The sequence below is a fragment of the Roseateles sp. genome (genome assembly GCF_039595595.1).
Classification (GTDB): Bacteria; Pseudomonadota; Gammaproteobacteria; order Burkholderiales; family Burkholderiaceae_C; genus Roseateles.
In genome coordinates this window covers 33,269-48,501 of record NZ_JBCNLG010000015.1, presented here as the reverse complement: position 1 = coordinate 48,501, position 15,233 = coordinate 33,269, and the positions used below count along the sequence as shown (strand labels likewise).

At 71.9% G+C, this 15,233-nt stretch carries 10 protein-coding genes; 6 read left to right on the top strand and 4 right to left on the bottom strand.

The features are described 5' to 3' along the window. The first annotated feature begins 113 nt into the window (after positions 1 to 113). From ABDW61_RS17465 to ABDW61_RS17455, 3 genes are all read left to right on the top strand, one after another. On the top strand, positions 114 to 1,847 hold the full coding sequence (locus ABDW61_RS17465; RefSeq protein ID WP_343640449.1) for an ABC transporter ATP-binding protein/permease: 1,734 nt from the start codon (positions 114 to 116) through the stop codon (positions 1,845 to 1,847). Further along, the gene (locus ABDW61_RS17460) at positions 1,844 to 2,383 is read left to right on the top strand and encodes an MgtC/SapB family protein (RefSeq protein WP_343640448.1); all 540 of its coding nucleotides are present in this window, start codon (positions 1,844 to 1,846) and stop codon (positions 2,381 to 2,383) included. The genes ABDW61_RS17465 and ABDW61_RS17460 overlap by 4 nt, the downstream gene beginning before the upstream one ends. Before the next feature lie 265 nt (positions 2,384 to 2,648). Next, complete coding sequence (locus tag ABDW61_RS17455) at positions 2,649 to 2,885, top strand: hypothetical protein (protein WP_343640446.1); 237 nt, start codon at positions 2,649 to 2,651, stop codon at positions 2,883 to 2,885. A gap of 152 nt (positions 2,886 to 3,037) precedes the next feature. Here the strand turns inward: ABDW61_RS17455 and pdeM are convergent, their stop codons facing one another. The 4 genes from pdeM to ABDW61_RS17435 are packed head-to-tail and all read right to left on the bottom strand — an operon-like array spanning position 3,038 to position 9,133. Further along, positions 3,038 to 3,775, bottom strand: a complete 738-nt coding sequence (gene pdeM / locus ABDW61_RS17450; RefSeq protein ID WP_343640445.1) for a ligase-associated DNA damage response endonuclease PdeM — start codon at positions 3,773 to 3,775, stop codon at positions 3,038 to 3,040. After that, a complete protein-coding gene (locus ABDW61_RS17445) occupies positions 3,772 to 6,327 on the bottom strand; it encodes a ligase-associated DNA damage response DEXH box helicase (protein ID WP_343640443.1) in 2,556 nt (851 codons plus the stop codon). The genes pdeM and ABDW61_RS17445 overlap by 4 nt, the downstream gene beginning before the upstream one ends. Beyond that, a complete protein-coding gene (locus ABDW61_RS17440) occupies positions 6,324 to 8,051 on the bottom strand; it encodes an ATP-dependent DNA ligase (protein WP_343640441.1) in 1,728 nt (575 codons plus the stop codon). The genes ABDW61_RS17445 and ABDW61_RS17440 overlap by 4 nt, the downstream gene beginning before the upstream one ends. Next, a complete protein-coding gene (locus ABDW61_RS17435) occupies positions 8,048 to 9,133 on the bottom strand; it encodes a ligase-associated DNA damage response exonuclease (RefSeq protein WP_343640439.1) in 1,086 nt (361 codons plus the stop codon). The genes ABDW61_RS17440 and ABDW61_RS17435 overlap by 4 nt, the downstream gene beginning before the upstream one ends. Positions 9,134 to 9,434: 301 nt before the next feature. Here ABDW61_RS17435 and ABDW61_RS17430 point away from each other — a divergent pair, with 301 nt between their 5' ends. The 3 genes from ABDW61_RS17430 (at position 9,435) to ABDW61_RS17420 (ending at position 15,149) form a co-directional block, all read left to right on the top strand. Continuing rightward, a complete protein-coding gene (locus tag ABDW61_RS17430; RefSeq protein WP_343640438.1) occupies positions 9,435 to 10,217 on the top strand; it encodes a hypothetical protein in 783 nt (260 codons plus the stop codon). A 154-nt stretch (positions 10,218 to 10,371) separates the two neighbouring features. Then, on the top strand, positions 10,372 to 13,935 hold the full coding sequence (locus tag ABDW61_RS17425) for a response regulator (protein ID WP_343640436.1): 3,564 nt from the start codon (positions 10,372 to 10,374) through the stop codon (positions 13,933 to 13,935). A 29-nt stretch (positions 13,936 to 13,964) separates the two neighbouring features. Beyond that, positions 13,965 to 15,149: a two-component system response regulator gene (locus ABDW61_RS17420; protein ID WP_343640552.1), complete on the top strand. Its 1,185-nt coding sequence runs from the start codon at positions 13,965 to 13,967 to the stop codon at positions 15,147 to 15,149. The last annotated feature ends 84 nt before the right edge of the window (positions 15,150 to 15,233 follow it).

Sequence of the window (15,233 nt, the reverse complement as noted above, 5' to 3'; positions counted from 1 at the left end):
CGCCGTCCTCGGCGGCCCCCTCCGCCACGCCCCCCGCGGCCCCGGCGCCCCCCAAACGCAAGGCCCGCCGCCGGCGCCCGCCACGCCTGTCCGCCGCGGCCTGGCGCCAGTTCGTGCAGATCGCCCGGCCCTACTGGCTCGGCGACCAGCGCAAGGCGGCCTGGGGGCTGCTCTTCCTGCTCGTGGTCCTGATGCTGTGCGAGACCCAGCTCGCCGTGCTGCTCAACGACAAGACCGGCGAGCTCACCTCCGCGCTGGCCGCACGCGACCATTCGCGCTTCTGGCTCGCCGTGCGCGACAGCCTGATCGTGCTGGCCTTCGCCGTGCCGGTGTACGCCTTCTACTACTACATGCGCGACGCCTTCTCCAACCATTGGCGGCGCTGGCTCACCGGGCGCTTCCTGGATGGCTACCTCGACGGCCGCCGCTATTACGAGATCGGCAGCGGCAACGCCGGCGACATCGACAACCCCGACCAGCGCATCTCCGAGGACATCAACACCTTCACCGGCCGCTCGACCCACTTCTCGCTGCTGATGCTGGGCTCGGCGATGCAGCTGATCGCGTTCTCCGCGGTGCTGTGGTCGCTGTCCAAGATGCTGGTGCTGTTCCTGGCGATCTACGCGACGGTGGGGACCTTCCTGGCGCTGTATGTCTTCGGCTCGCCGCTGATCCAGTTGAACTTCTGGCAGCTGCGCCGCGAGGCCGATTTCCGCTTCGGCCTGATGCGCCTGCGCGAGAACGCCGAATCCATCGCCTTCTATCGCGGCGAGCCGCAGGAACGCGCCCAGATCAACCAGCGCTTCGACGCCGTCTACGGCAACTACTGGCAGCTGATCCGCAAGCAGCGCGCGCTCAATCTGTTCCAGCGCGGCTTCAACCAGCTGACGCTGGTGGTGCCCAGCGTGATCCTCGCGGACAGCGTGCTCTCCGGCGAGCTGGAGGTCGGCGCGGCCGTGCAGGCGGCGGGCGCCTTCGCCGCGGTGCTGACCGCCGTCTCGCTGATCGTCGACAACTTCGAGAGCCTGAGCCGCTTCGTCGCCGGCATCGACCGGCTGCATGCGCTGTCCGAGGTCATGCGCCAGCGCAAGCCGCGCGACGAACGCGCGCGCGAGCGCATCCGCAGCGCCCACGCCGAGCAGCTCGCGCTGCGCGACCTGACGCTCTACACGCCGCAATTCGATCGTCTGCTGGTCGAGCGCCTGAACGTCGCGCTCCAGCCGGGCGAGAGCCTGCTCATCACCGGCATGAGCGGCTGCGGCAAGAGCTCGCTGCTGCGCGCCATCGCCGGTCTGTGGCGCTGCGGCGAGGGCACGATCGAGCACCCTCCGCTGGAGGACGTGTTCTTCCTGCCGCAGCGCCCCTACCTCCAGCACGGCACGCTGCGCAGCCAGATGATCTACCCCGACACGCGCACCGAGCTCGATGACGACGCGCTGCGCGCCATCCTCGCCGAGGTCTGCCTGCCCGAGCTCGCCGATCGCGTCGGCGGGTTGGACGCGGTACAGGACTGGGAGAAGCTGCTCTCGATGGGCGAGCAGCAGCGGCTGGCCTTCGCGCGCGTGCTCGTGCGCCGGCCGCGCATGGCGATCCTGGACGAGGCCACCAGCGCGCTCGACAGCGGCAACGAGCGCCGCCTCTACGAGCGCCTGTGCCGTGACGGCATCGCGCTGGTCAGCATCGCCCACCGGCGCGGCGTGCTGCGGCACCACAGCCACGTGCTCGAGCTCAAGGGCAACGGCGAGTGGGCGCTGCACCCGGCGGACCGCTACGATTTCGACGCGGCCGAGGCCGGCGCGGAGGCGGAGCCCCCTGCGCCAGCCGCCGCGCGAAAGGACCCCGCATGACCCCTTCCTGGACCGACGCCGTGCTCGCCACGCTGCGCTCGGAGTTCTCGGACATTCCCGATGTCGAGCAGATCACCCGCATCACGGTGCGCCTGATGCTGGCCGCGTTGCTCGGCGGCATCCTCGGCTTCCAGCGCGAGCACCACGGCAAGGCCGCCGGCATGCGCACCCACATGCTGGTATCGCTGGGCGCGGCGCTGTTCGTGCTGGTGCCGCAGCAGGGCGGCATGCACCTGACCGACATGAGCCGCGTGCTGCAGGGCGTGATCGCCGGCATCGGCTTTCTCGGCGCGGGCGCGATCCTGAAGCTGGAGAACGAGGAGCAGGTCCACGGCCTCACCACCGCCGCCGGCATCTGGATGACGGCGGCGATCGGCGTCGCCTGCGGCCTGGGGCGCGAAGCCACGGCGGTGCTGAGCATGCTGCTGGCGCTGGGCATCCTGGAGCTGCTGCCCAAGTTCGCGCGCAAGCGGCGGCATCGCCGCCGCCCCGCGCCGGATCAGGCGGCGGCGCGCGACGAGCCGCGGCTCGACTGAGCGCCGCCGAAGCGCCCCCTCTCCCCTGCCCTCTCCCCCCTCGCGGGGGGCGAGGGAGTTGGTCAGCAGCAGCGCTTGACACGGTTGCTCTCCCCGCCCCTGTCCCCCCTCGCGGGGGCGAGGGAGTCCGTCGCGCGGTGATCAGGCGGTGACACACATCACCATGACCTCACCCCGGGGCGCGCGTCGCCCTGATCCGCGACGCGGGTATGACAGTTGCCTCAAGGTGCGATAGGGTCGGCGCTCGGAGCGCCCGGAGCCCAGCATGGACCTCGACACCATCACCTACGTATTTCAGAGCCTGGACGGCACATTCACGATCAAGCCTCGCCTGTCGCGGCGCTGGCGCGTCAAACACGACAGCATGCCCTGGGGCGATTCCTTCGCCACGGCGGAAGAAGCCGCCAAAGCCTTGTCCGAGCGCTTCGCCGTGCCGGCCGACCTGCGCGAATGGACCGAGGTCGGCGACTTCCACACCGACGTGGGCGGCTTCACGATCTGAGCCGGCCCCCTCAAGCGCCGACGACCACGTTCAAGCCAGGTCCAGGTCCACAGCCACGCCCGCGTTCATGTCCATGTCCGCGTCCAAGCCTGCGGACGCGTCCGTGCCCGCCTCCATGCCCGCGTCCGCGTCCGTCCGCTGACCGCGCGGCGCTATGGCGCCGCCCACACCGCGCCGCCCCCCACGGCATGGCAGCGCGCCCCGGCTGGCAAGCCGTCGAGCGTCGTCCCCGTGAACGCGCCGAAGGCCGGCAGGATCATCAGCCCGTCGGCCTCGCAGAAGCACGGCAGGCGCTGATGCTCATGCGCGCGCCCCCGCAGGACCATCGCCGGATGCAGATGCCCCGCCAGCGCATGGGCGCCCTCGACGCGGCGCGGATGATGGCAGGCCGCGAACGGCCCCATCCGATGCGGCTCATCGACGATGTCGAAGCGCAATGACGGCGGGGGGTCACCGGCCCGGCTGTCGTGGTTGCCGCGCACCAGCAGGCACTCGACGGCGGCATGGCGCTCGCGCCACCGATGCACCGGATCGAGCACCTGCGCCTGCTGCGCCGCGGCCGCATGCAGCAGATCGCCCAGCACCACCAGTCGCGACGCGCGCACGCCGTCGATCAGCGCGCTCAGCCGGTCCAGGTTGTCGCGCGTGGTGCCCGCGGGCACCGGCTGTCCGAGCGCCCGGAAACTCGCCGCCTTGCCCAGATGGACATCCGCGACGAAGACGGTGCGGGCCGCCGGCCACCACAGCGCGCGGGCCGGCAGCAGCCAGACCCGCTCGCCCGCCAGACCCAGCGCGAGCGCCCCCGCCGGCGCATCGGCATCTCCCTGGGCATCGACATTTCCCAGCGCATCGGGCCGCCCGCCCCGCGCTTCATTCGACGGCATGCTCATCCGCTGATCTTCGCACCCAGCCCGGCGCAGGCCTCACCGGCGCTCTTCTCGAGCTGCGCCACCATGCGCGCGATGCGGTCGGCGAAAGACTCGTTGCTGAGCTTCTCGCGGAAGCGCTCGACCATCAGCGGAAACGCCAGCGGCGTGGGCCGCTTCAGCGCGTGGATCTGCAGCGTCTGGCGGCTCATGCGCTCCAGCGCCGCCGCGAGGTGCCGCACGTCCAGCTCCTGCGTGAGCAGTTCCTGCTCCGCCTGCGCGAGCAGCCGGTTGCGCGGGTCATGCTGCTGGAAGACCTCGAAGAACAGCGTCGCCGAGGCCTGCAGCTGGCGGTTGCTGCGGCGCTCGCCCGGATGGCTCTGGAAGATCAGTCCGGCGATGCGCGCGATCTCGCGGAAGCGCCGCCGCGCCAGCTCGGTCGCGTTCAGGCTGGCGAGCACCTCGCGCAGCAGCGTCTCCAGCGGCCGCAACGCCAGCAGCTCCGGCAGCCGCGCGGCCCAGTCGATCGGCTTGGCGCTCAGCAGCTCGATGCCGTAGTCATTGAGCGCGATCGAGAAGGTGCCCGTCTCCGGCTGCGCCGCCCGCCACGCGATCAGGCCGGCGAGGCCCAGATGCACCTGCCGGCCGGCGAAGGCATGCAGGAAGAGATGCCAGCCCTCGCGCGACTTCATGGTCTCGGCGATCAACACGTCCGGCGCCGGCACGCCGGACCAGCGGCGCTGGACATCGATCAGCGGCTTCACGCAGCGCATCTCCGGCGAGTCGAAGCGGCCCGCGTCGGCGGCCGCGAGCTCGCGCAGCACCGCGTCGGCCAGCGTGCTCGACAAGGGCATGCGCGAGCCGTTCCAGCGCGGCACCGCGGCGCGTCCGGCGGCGGCGCGGCGCACCAGCGCGGTCATCTGCTCCACGCGCACCAGCTCCAGCAGCCGGCCGCTGAACATGAAGACATCGCCGGGGCGCAGCCGCGCGATGAAGCTCTCCTCCACCGTGCCGAGCCGGCCGCCGCCCATGTACTGCACCTGAATGGCAGCGTCGCTGACGATGGTTCCGATGTTGACGCGATGCCGCCGCGCCAGACGCGCGTCCGGCACGCGCCAGACGCCTTCCTCGTCGGGCACCACGCGCTGGTAGTCCGGGTACGCGGTCAGCGATGGACCGCCGCGATGCACGAAGTCCAGGCACCACTGCCAGGCCTCGCCGCCGAGCGTCTCGTAGGCCACCGTGCCGCGCACCTCGTCCAGCAGCTCATCCGGCCGGAAGCCGCCGCCCAGCGCGACGGTGACCAGATGCTGCACCAGCACGTCCAGCGGCTCGCGCGGACTGTGGCGGGCCTCGATCTGGCCGGCGCGCACCGCGGCGCGCGCGGCGGCGGCCTCGACCAGTTCCAGGCTGTTGGTCGGCACCAGCGTGATCCGCGAGGGCCGTCCCGGCGCATGTCCGGACCGCCCGGCGCGCTGCACCAGCCGCGCGACGCCCTTCGCCGAGCCGACCTGCAGCACGCGATCGACCGGCAGGAAATCGACGCCCAGGTCCAGGCTCGACGTGCACACGGCGGCCTTGATGCGGCCTTCCTTGAGCCCGAGCTCGACCCACTCGCGCACCCCGCGATCCAGCGAGCCGTGATGCAGCGCGAGCACGCCGGCCCAATCGGGCCGCGCCTCCAGCAGCGCCTGGTACCAGCGCTCCGCCTGCGAGCGCATGTTGGTGAAGACCAGGCAGCTGGCGCTGGCCTCGATCGCCTCCACGACCTGCGGCAGCATCGACAGCCCCATGTGGCCGGCCCAGGCGAAGCGCTCGATGGACGCGGGCAGCAGCGTGTCGATGACCAGCGTCTTGTCGGTCTCGCCCTGCACCAGCCGGCCCGGGGCGTCGTCCGCGGCGCCGAGCAGCGTGCGCAAGGCCTCATCGAGGTTGCCGAGCGTGGCCGACAGGCCCCAGGTCATCAGCGCGCCGCCGCGCTCGCGCCGAAAGCGCCGCAGACGCGCCAGCGCCAGCTGCGTCTGCACGCCCCGCTTGTTGCCCATCAGCTCGTGCCACTCGTCGACGACGGCCAATCGCACCCGCCCGAGCTGCTCCCGCGCGTCGGCGCGCGACAGCAGCAGCGACAGGCTCTCCGGCGTCGTCACCAGCACGGTGGGCAGCCGCCGGTCCTGCGCGGCGCGCTCCGAGGACGAGGTGTCGCCGCTGCGCAGGCCCGCGGTCCAGCCGGGGCACAGCGCCGCCATCGGCGCCTGCAGCGCGCGCAGCGTGTCGGCCGCCAGCGCGCGCATCGGCGTGATCCAGAGCACGGAGAACGGCGGCGCGATCGGCTTGCCACCCGCTTTTCCTTCCCTGCCCTCTTTGTCCTCCTTGCTTGTCTGGCGCGCCTCGGCGCCGATCTCCCCGCGCAGCGCGGCCAGCGCGCCCAGCCACACCGCCAAGGTCTTGCCGCTGCCGGTGCTCGAATGCAGCAGCCCGCTGCGGCCGGCCGCGATCTCGGCCCAGACCTGGCGCTGAAAGGGGAACGGCGTCCAGCCCTGTGCGTCGATCCAGGCGTCCACCGGCGAGGCCGTCATTCAGCCACCCCTTCACCGGCCCCTTCACCGGCCTCTTCACCGGCCCCTTCACCGGCCCCTTCACCGGCCCCTTCGCCCGTGCCCGCCGGCAGCAGCGCCTGCAGCGACTGCAAGGTGTCGGCTTCCTCCACCGGCTTGTCCTCGCGCCGGCGCAGCATGCGCGGGAAGCGCACCGCGATGCCGCTCTTGTGGCGTGCGCTGCGCGCGATGCCCTCGAAGCCCAGCTCGAAGACCAGCGTCGGCGTGACGCTGCGCACCGGGCCGAAGGTCTCGAGCGTGGTCTTGCGGATGATGGCGTCGACCTCGCGGATCTCCGCGTCGGTGAGGCCCGAGTAGGCCTTCGCGAAGGGCACCAGCTGCCGCGCCGGATCGTCCTGCGGGCCGTTCCAGACCGCGAAGGTGTAGTCGGTGTAGAGGCTGGCGCGCCGACCATGGCCGCGCTGGGCGTAGATCAGCACCGCGTCGACGGAGAGCGGATCGATCTTCCACTTCCACCACACGCCCACGTCCTTGGTGCGGCCCACGCCGTAGCGCGCGTCCAGGCGCTTGAGCATCATGCCCTCGACGCCCAGCGCCCTGGCCTGCTCGCGCTGGCGCGCCAGGTCGGCCCAGTCCTCGCCCCGGATCAGCGGACTGAGCTCGAGCCCCGGCAGCGGGTGCGCCGCCACCAGCCGCTCCAGGCGTTCGCGGCGCTCGTGCTGCGGGCGCCCGCGCAGGTCCTCGCCGGCTTCCTCGAGCAGGTCGTAGACGCACAGCGCGGCCGGCAGCTCGCGCAGCAGCCTCGCGCTCAACGTCTTGCGGCCGATGCGCTGCTGCAGTTCGGCGAAGGGCCTCGCGCGGCCGTCGCGCCAGATCAGGATCTCGCCGTCGAGCACCGTGCCCTCGGGCAAAGCCTCGCCCATCGCGCGCAGCTCGGGAAAGCGGTCGGTGATCAACTCCTCGCCGCGCGACCAGATCGCGACCTCGCCGTCGCGATGCACGACCTGCGCGCGGATGCCATCCCACTTCCATTCGACCAGCCAGTCCGGCGCCGGCCCGAGCGCCGCGTCGAATTGCGCCAGCGGCAGGTTGAACGGATGAGCAAGGAAGAACGGATAGGGCTGCGCGCCGCGCGCCGCGGCGCCGTCGCCGGCGGCGGGCGCGATGAGCGCGGCGTAGTCGTCCGCGGTCGGCGTCGCGCCGATGTGCGTGTAGCCGATGAGGCGCTGCGCGACGAGCTTGGGATCCAGCCCGCTCACCGCCGCCAGCGCCTGCGTGACCTGCAGCCTGGACACGCCGACGCGGAAGGCGCCGGTGATCAGCTTGAAGTAGACCAGGCGCTGCTCCGCCGCCAGCGCAGCCCACTGGGCCTGCAGTTCGATGGCCAGCGCCTCGGGCGGCCGGCCGCGCAGCGGGAGCAGGAACGCCGTCATCCATTGCGACAGCGGGCGCTCGACCACCTCCGCGGGTTCGGGCAGCAGCAGCGAGATCGTCTCGGCCAGATCGCCGACGGCCTCGTAGCTCTCGTCGAACAGCCATTCGGGCAGCCCGGCGGCCAGACGGGCCTGCTCGCGCAGCAGCTTGGTGGGCACGAGCTGACGCGGCTTGCCGCCAGCGAGGAAGTAGACGGCCCAGGCCGCGTCCTCGGGCGGCGCGTCGCGCAGGTAGGTCTGCAGCGCCGACTGCTTGGCGAGGCTGGACGTCGATGCGTCGAGCTCCCGATAGAGCGCGGCAAAGGCTTTCATGCGGACGCGTCTCCGGCGGGCGAGCTGCCGGCTTGGGGCTGCGCGGCGTCGCTGGCGTCCTCCTCGCCGTACTCGGTCGTGAAGGCCTGCGCGCGCAGGCCCTGCTCGTTGAGCCAGCGCACCATGACCGGCACGCTGCCGTGGGTGACGATCACGCGCTCCGCGCCGGTGGCGCGGATGGCGGTCATCAAGCCGGGCCAGTCGGCGTGGTCCGAGACGACGAAGCCCCGATCGACACCGCGCCGCCGGCGCGTGCCGCGCAGCTGCATCCAGCCGCTGGCGAAGGCATCGGCCGGATCGGCGCCGAAGCGGCGCAGCCACGGCGAGCGCGCGGCCGATGGCGGCGCGATCACCAGCGCGCGCGCCAGCGCCGCCTTGTCGAGCGCCGGATCCATCGCGTTGAAGGTCGGCGGCAGCGTCACGCCGGCGTCGCGATAGACGGCGTTGAGCGGTTCCACCGCCCCATGCGCGACGATGGGCCCGATCGACGCATCCACGCCATGCAGCAGCCGCTGCGCCTTGCCCAGCGCGTAGGCGTAGAGCACCGACGCGCGCCCCGCGGCGGCATTGCGGCGCCACCACGCGTCGATCTCGGCGAACAGCGCCGCCTGCGAGGGCCAGCGGTAGATGGGCAGGCCGAAGGTCGACTCGGTGATGAAGGTGTCGCAGCGCACCGGCTCGAACGGCGCGCAGGTGCCGTCGGCCTCGAGCTTGTAATCGCCCGAGGCGACCCAGACGCGCCCGCCGTGTTCCAGCCGCACCTGCGCCGAGCCGAGCACATGGCCGGCCGGGTGCAGCGACAGGCGCACGCCACGATGCTCGATGAACTCGCCATAGCCGAGCGTCTGCAGCGTGATGTCGCCGCCGAGCCGCCGCCTCAGGATCGCGGCGCTGTCGCGGTGAGCCAAATAGTGGCCGTGGCCCATGCGCGCGTGATCGCTGTGCCCGTGCGTGATCACCGCCCGGTCGACGGGCTTCCACGGATCGATGAAGAAGTCGCCGGGCGGGCAGTACAGGCCTTCCGGGCGGGCGATGACGAGGTCCTCATCCATCGTCCGCGATTCGGGGTTCGTCGTACGCATGCGCGTCGATGCTAGTCCTGCCCTCGCACATCGCTTGTAGGACGAGTCCGCGTCCGCGCGGGATCGGCAAGGCGTACGAGGTCGTTCGAGAACCATTCGCGGACAAGCGCAACTGATGGCTTGCTTCTTGAAAGGACCCGCCTTGTACACCTCGTCCAGTTCTCAACGATCCGGCTTGCAGCCAGACGCCTATGACCCCTTCCTCTGCAAGTACCGTTCCATGGCTGGCCCAGAGGGGCGATTGACTCCCTCGGACCTCCACCGCGCAGTTAACGATGGCGATGTTTCCGCAGTGAAGCGGATGTTCGAGCGATTGGTGCGCGAGCAGAGCGAGCCGCAACCTCTCTCGGCCGAAGGGCTTGAACGAATCGTCCTGGCCGACAACGGGCACGGCAGGACGGCGTTGGACAACGCCTCTTCGGCGGGCGCTGCAACGGCCTACATGGAGGGCGTCCACACGCTCGCGGCGTCAAAGCATCTGTCCGCGGCGGCCCTCATGCGCATCCTTGCCCACCTCCCGCCCGGAAGCGGCATGAACCGGAGTTCCACGCTCGCGGGCCTCGCCGTAAACCGTAGCGCAGGCGCTGCGTTGGGCGTCGTGCTGGCGTCGATCCGATCGCTTCGGGAGGCCGACCTGATCGGCAAGGACGACGTTCGGCGGCTGCTGTGCCGGGAGGAAGACGGCGTGTGGCTCACGGCGCTCGATCAAGCCCTGGAGGAAGGCGGCAAGAACCTGGAGTTGATGCTTCGGGCCTGCATCGATGCCGCCAAGAACGACGAACTGACTTTCCAGGACATTGCCGAGGGGCTGGGCTTCCATCGAGAAGGCTGGATTAAGCGGCAAGTTCATTACGCGGGGAAGCACGGAACGGACTTCCATCCGCTGGGCGTGGCCGTTCGATATGGCTATATCGAGCCTCTCACTACGGTCCTGGATGCGTTCGATCAGATGTATGTGAACGAGAAGGCGACGCGGCAGGACATCGAACCGCTCTTGAGCCCGCTCCTGACGTGGCAAACGCAGGGCCTGAGGGGCGAGCAGTGCAAGGAACTGCTGAGGAATCGCCTGGACAGTTGGAAATGATGTTTCGCATGAAGCGCTGAATCGGATCGGAATGCCCGGGAGGCGGGGGAGCGACACGCTCCCCCGCAAGCCGCCCCAACTCCCCTACACTGCCCGGACGTTCATCCACCACGGTCCGGCGGCCACCGACCGGGCCTTCCGGGGAGGGAAAGGGATGGGTCGTGTCTCCGACTGGCTGCTGCGGCATCGCCCGATCGCCTGGATCGCGGCCGCCGTCGCGGCGCTCGCGCTCGGCATCGCGGTCAGCGAGGCGCATCGGCGCTCGCTCGAACGTGACTTCCACCGCACCCTGTCCAACGCCGCCCAGCGCGAAGCGCTCGCGCTCCAGGGCCTGACCCTGACCGGCAAGGGCATGGGCGCCGTCGTGCTGGCCGGCCAGGTCAACCCCGCCCTCAAGGCCGCCGCCCAGCTCACCGACACCGACGCCGCCCGCCGCACCCGCCCCGCCGCCGAGACGCTGGAGGTCATCGCCACCAGCGTCGGCGCCCAGCAGGCCTATGTCGTCAACCGCGCCGGCCGCATCATCGCCAGCTGGGACGACGAGGGCCTGATCAACATCGGCCTGGACGTCAGCTTCCGCCAGTACTTCCGCCAGGCGCTGCGCGGCCAGCCCAACGTCTTCGCCGGCATCAGCATCACCACCGGCCAGCGCGCCTTCTGGCTGACCGCGCCCATCTACCGCGAGCCCGGCCAGAGCGGCGAGATCGTCGGCGTCGTCGCCGCCCGGCTCTACGCCGACGCGCTCGACCGCTTCCTCGACACCCGCAGCTACGCCGGCGCGCTGCTCGTCTCCCCGCAGGGCGTGGTGCTCGCCGCCAGCCGGCCCGACTGGCGCATGAGCCTGGACGGCGCCGCCACGGCGGCGCGCTCGCGGGCGCTGACCGCCTCGCGCCAGTACGGCAAGCTGTTCGAAGACGCCACCCGCGCCCACAGCCTGAGCTTCGACCCCGCCGCCCCCGTCGTCGAGATCGACGGCGTGCGCCACGCCGCCGTCCAGGCCGAGGTCGCCTGGAACGATCCCGCCGGCCCCTGGCGCCTGGTGCTGCTGGGCGACCTGGAGGCGCTGGAGCCCCTGTCCACGCGGCTGACCATCGCCGCCCTGGTCGCGCTGCTGGCCTTCGGGTTGCTGGTGGCCTCGATGCGCAGCCTCGCGCACGGCGTGGCCCGCGACCGCAAGGACCTCGAGCTCCAGGCGCAGCACCGCCAGCTGCAGGCGCTGCTGGCCGAGCGCGAACGCGCCCAGGAGGCGCTGCAGCAGGCCAAGGACGCCGCCGAGGAGGCCACCCGCGCCAAGTCCGATTTCCTGGCCAACATGAGCCACGAGATCCGCACGCCGATGAACGCCATCATCGGCATGTCCCACCTCGCGCTGCAGACCGGCCTGGACGCGCGCCAGCGCAATTACATCGAGAAGGTCCACCGCTCGGCCGAGAACCTGCTCGGCGTCATCGACGACATCCTGGACTTCAGCCGCATCGAGGCCGGCAAGCTGAGCCTGGAGTGCGTGCCCTTCCGCCTGGAAGACGTGCTCGACCACCTGGTCAACCTGATCGGCTTCCGCGTCGAGGACAAGGGCCTGGAGCTGCTGCTCAACATCCCGGCCGAGCTCCCGACCGCGCTGGTCGGCGATCCGCTGCGGCTCGGCCAGGTGCTGGTCAACCTGGGCAACAACGCCGCCAAGTTCACCGACCGCGGCGAGATCATCGTCGGCATCGCGGCCAGCCCGGCCGCGGCGCGCGATGCCTCGACCTCGCTGGACGCGGTCTGCGCGCCGGAGGCCGAACTGCACTTCTGGGTCCGCGACACCGGCATCGGCATGACGCCCGAGCAGCAGGCCCGGCTGTTCCAGAGCTTCAGCCAGGCCGACAGCTCGACCACCCGCAAGTACGGCGGCAGCGGCCTGGGCCTGGCGATCTGCAAGCAACTGGTCGAGATGATGGGCGGGCGCATCTGGCTGGAGTCGGCGCCGGGCCAGGGCTCGACCTTCCACTTCACGGCCCGCTTCGCGCTGCAGCCCGAGGGATCGGACCTGCCGGCGCGGCGCGCGCTGATGGCCCACGAGCTGGCGCGCCTGCGCACCCTGGTGGTCGACGACAACCGCGCCGCGCGCGAGATCCTGTCGACGCTGGGCGCGAGCTTCGGCCTGGACGTGAGCACCGCCGCCGACGGCGCCGAGGCGATCCGCGACGCCGAGCGCGCGCAGGCCGACGGCCGCCCCTACGAGCTGGTGCTGATGGACTGGCAGATGCCGGTGATCGACGGCCTGGAGGCCACGCGCCGGCTCGGCGATGGCCGGCTCGAGCGCGCGCCGGCCATCGTGCTGGTGACCTCGTTCGGGCGCGATGACGCCCTCACCGCCGCGCTGGCCGCCGCGGGCGGCGAGCGCCGTCCGGTGCTGCTGACCAAGCCGGTGACCGCCTCGTCGATGCTGGGGGCGATCGGCGAGGCGCTCGGCCATGCCGACCTGCCCGCGCCGGCGGCGCAGCGCCGGCGCGACTCGGCGCGCGAGGCGATCCAGCGCCTGGCCGGGGCGCGCATCCTCGTCGCCGAGGACAACGACCTCAACCAGGAACTGGTCTCCGCGCTGCTCGAGGACGCCGGCCTGCACGTCACGCTGGCGGTCAATGGCCGGGTCGCGCTCGAGCTGCTGGCCAGCGCGCCGGACGGCTTCGACGGCGTGCTGATGGACTGCCAGATGCCGGTGCTCGACGGCTACGCGGCGACGCGCGCGCTGCGCGCCGATCCGCGCTGGCGCGCGCTGCCCGTGATCGCGATGACCGCCAACGCGATGAGCGGCGATCGCGAGAAGGTCCTCGAGGCCGGCATGAACGACCACATCTCCAAGCCGCTCAACGTCGACCTGCTGTTCGAGACCCTGGCGCGCTGGGTCGAGCCCGCCCTGCCCGCGGCGCGCATGCCGATGGACACGCGCTCCGGCTCCGGGCGGCGCGTCGACACCCGCCGGCCGCGCGCGGCGGCGCTCGATGAGGACGGCGGCCTGGACACCGCCGGCCTGGACGCGGGCGAGCCGCGCGCCGCCGGGCCGGACGGGCTGCCTCAGATCGCCGGGCTCGACGTGCAGGCGGGACTGGCGACCGCCGCCGGCCACCTGCCGCTCTACCGCAAGCTGCTGCGCACCTTCCACGACTCGCAGACCGACTTCGCCGCCCGCTTCGCCGCGGCGGCGGCGGCGGCCGACTGGACCACGATGACGCGGCTGGCGCATTCGCTGCGCGGTGCCGCCGCCACGCTCGGCGCGCGGCCGCTGGCCGCGGCGGCCGGCGCGCTCGAGCAGGCCTGCGGCCAGCGCCTGCCCGCCGCCGAGCGCGATCCGCTGCTGACCCGCACGCAGTCGCTGCTGGCGACGCTGCTGCTGTCGCTCGGCCGGCACCTGGCGCGCGAGGCGATGGCACAGGACGCCGCCGCCAGCGCGCCGGCGCGGCCCGCCCGGATCGACACCGCCGCCCAGGCGCGGCTGGAAGCGCTGCTCCAGCGCCTGGAGCGCCTGCTCGACGACAGCGACTCCACGGCGGCGGACACGGCCCAGGAGCTGTCGGCGATGCTCGACGGCCTGCCGCTGCCCACCGCGCGGCTGCGCGCGCTGCGCCGCGCGGCGGACGCCGCCTCGCGTTTCGACTTCGACGCGGCCCTGACGCTGCTGCGCGAGGACGCGCATCAGGCCGACACCGATCCCACGTCCTCCGGGAGCACTGCATGAACGCGACCGCTGCACCGATGGCCTCACCGATGGTCTCTTCCCCGGCGGTCCGCGCGCCGGAGACGGACCCCGATCCGACCGATGGCGCGACCGTGCTGGTGGTCGACGACACGCCGGACAACCTCGCGCTGATGAGCGAGCTGCTGCGCCCGCGCTACCGCGTGAAGATCGCGAGCAGCGGCGAGAAGGCGCTGCGCATCGCCGGCGCGGATCCCCGCCCGGACCTGATCCTGCTCGACGTCATGATGCCGGGCATGGATGGTCACGAGGTCTGCGCGCGGCTCAAGGCCGAGGCGGCGACGCGCGACGTGCCGGTGATCTTCCTGACCGCCCGCTCCGACGTGGCGGACGAGACGCGCGGCCTGGCGCTCGGCGCGGTGGACTACATCACCAAGCCCATCAGCCCGCCCATCGTGCTGGCGCGCGTGCGCACGCACCTGCACCTGAAGGCCAGCGCGGACTTCCTGCGCGACAAGGCCGGCTTCCTCGAGACGGAAGTGGCGCGCCGCACGGCCGAACTCGCGGCGATCCAGGACGTGACCATCCTGGCGATGGCCTCGCTGGCCGAGACCCGCGACAGCGACACCGGCAACCACATCAGGCGCACCCAGCACTACGTGCGCGCGCTGGCCGAGGCGCTGCGCGGCCATCCGCGCTTCGCCGCCATGCTGACGCCCGAGTACATCGCCACGCTGTACAAGTCCGCGCCGCTGCACGACATCGGCAAGGTCGGCATCCCCGACCGCATCCTGCTCAAGCCGGGCCGCTACACGCCGGAGGAGTTCGAGGTCATGAAGTCCCACCCGCGGCTGGGCCGCGACGCCATCGCGCAGGCCGAGGCGCAACTGGGCAGCTCGGTGGGCTTCCTGTCGACGGCCAAGGACATCGCCTACTCGCATCAGGAGAAGTGGGACGGCTCGGGCTATCCGCAGGGCCTGCGCGGCGACGCGATCCCGCTGTCGGCGCGGCTGATGGCACTGGCCGACGTCTATGACGCACTGATCTGCCGGCGCGTCTACAAGGACGGCATGCCCCACGCGCAGGCGGCGGGCATCATCGCCGAGGGCGCGGGCCAGCACTTCGACCCCGACATCGTCGAGGCCTTCCTGCGCATCCAGCCGCAGTTCCAGGAGATCGCCCGGCGCTTCGCCGATGACGACGAAGCGCTGGCGCGCAAGCGCGAATGGATGGAGACCGTCAGCCCGCCCCCTTGACAAGACCTGCCCCTCGGCCGAACACTCTCCGGCACCGTCCGACGGCGAGCGGCGCGCGATGGGAGCGCCCGACCAGACCCGACA

Bases quoted from the DNA above. Each gene is read 5' to 3' on its own strand.
- ABDW61_RS17460 (WP_343640448.1), top strand. From the start codon at position 1,844: ATGACCCCTTCCTGGACCGACGCCGTGCTCGCCACGCTGCGCTCGGAG.
- ABDW61_RS17455 (WP_343640446.1), top strand. From the start codon at position 2,649: ATGGACCTCGACACCATCACCTACGTATTTCAGAGCCTGGACGGCACA.
- pdeM (WP_343640445.1), bottom strand. From the start codon at position 3,775: ATGAGCATGCCGTCGAATGAAGCGCGGGGCGGGCGGCCCGATGCGCTG.
- ABDW61_RS17445 (WP_343640443.1), bottom strand. From the start codon at position 6,327: ATGACGGCCTCGCCGGTGGACGCCTGGATCGACGCACAGGGCTGGACG.
- ABDW61_RS17440 (WP_343640441.1), bottom strand. From the start codon at position 8,051: ATGAAAGCCTTTGCCGCGCTCTATCGGGAGCTCGACGCATCGACGTCC.
- ABDW61_RS17435 (WP_343640439.1), bottom strand. From the start codon at position 9,133: ATGCGTACGACGAACCCCGAATCGCGGACGATGGATGAGGACCTCGTC.
- ABDW61_RS17430 (WP_343640438.1), top strand. From the start codon at position 9,435: ATGTTCGAGCGATTGGTGCGCGAGCAGAGCGAGCCGCAACCTCTCTCG.
- ABDW61_RS17425 (WP_343640436.1), top strand. From the start codon at position 10,372: ATGGGTCGTGTCTCCGACTGGCTGCTGCGGCATCGCCCGATCGCCTGG.
- ABDW61_RS17420 (WP_343640552.1), top strand. From the start codon at position 13,965: ATGGTCTCTTCCCCGGCGGTCCGCGCGCCGGAGACGGACCCCGATCCG.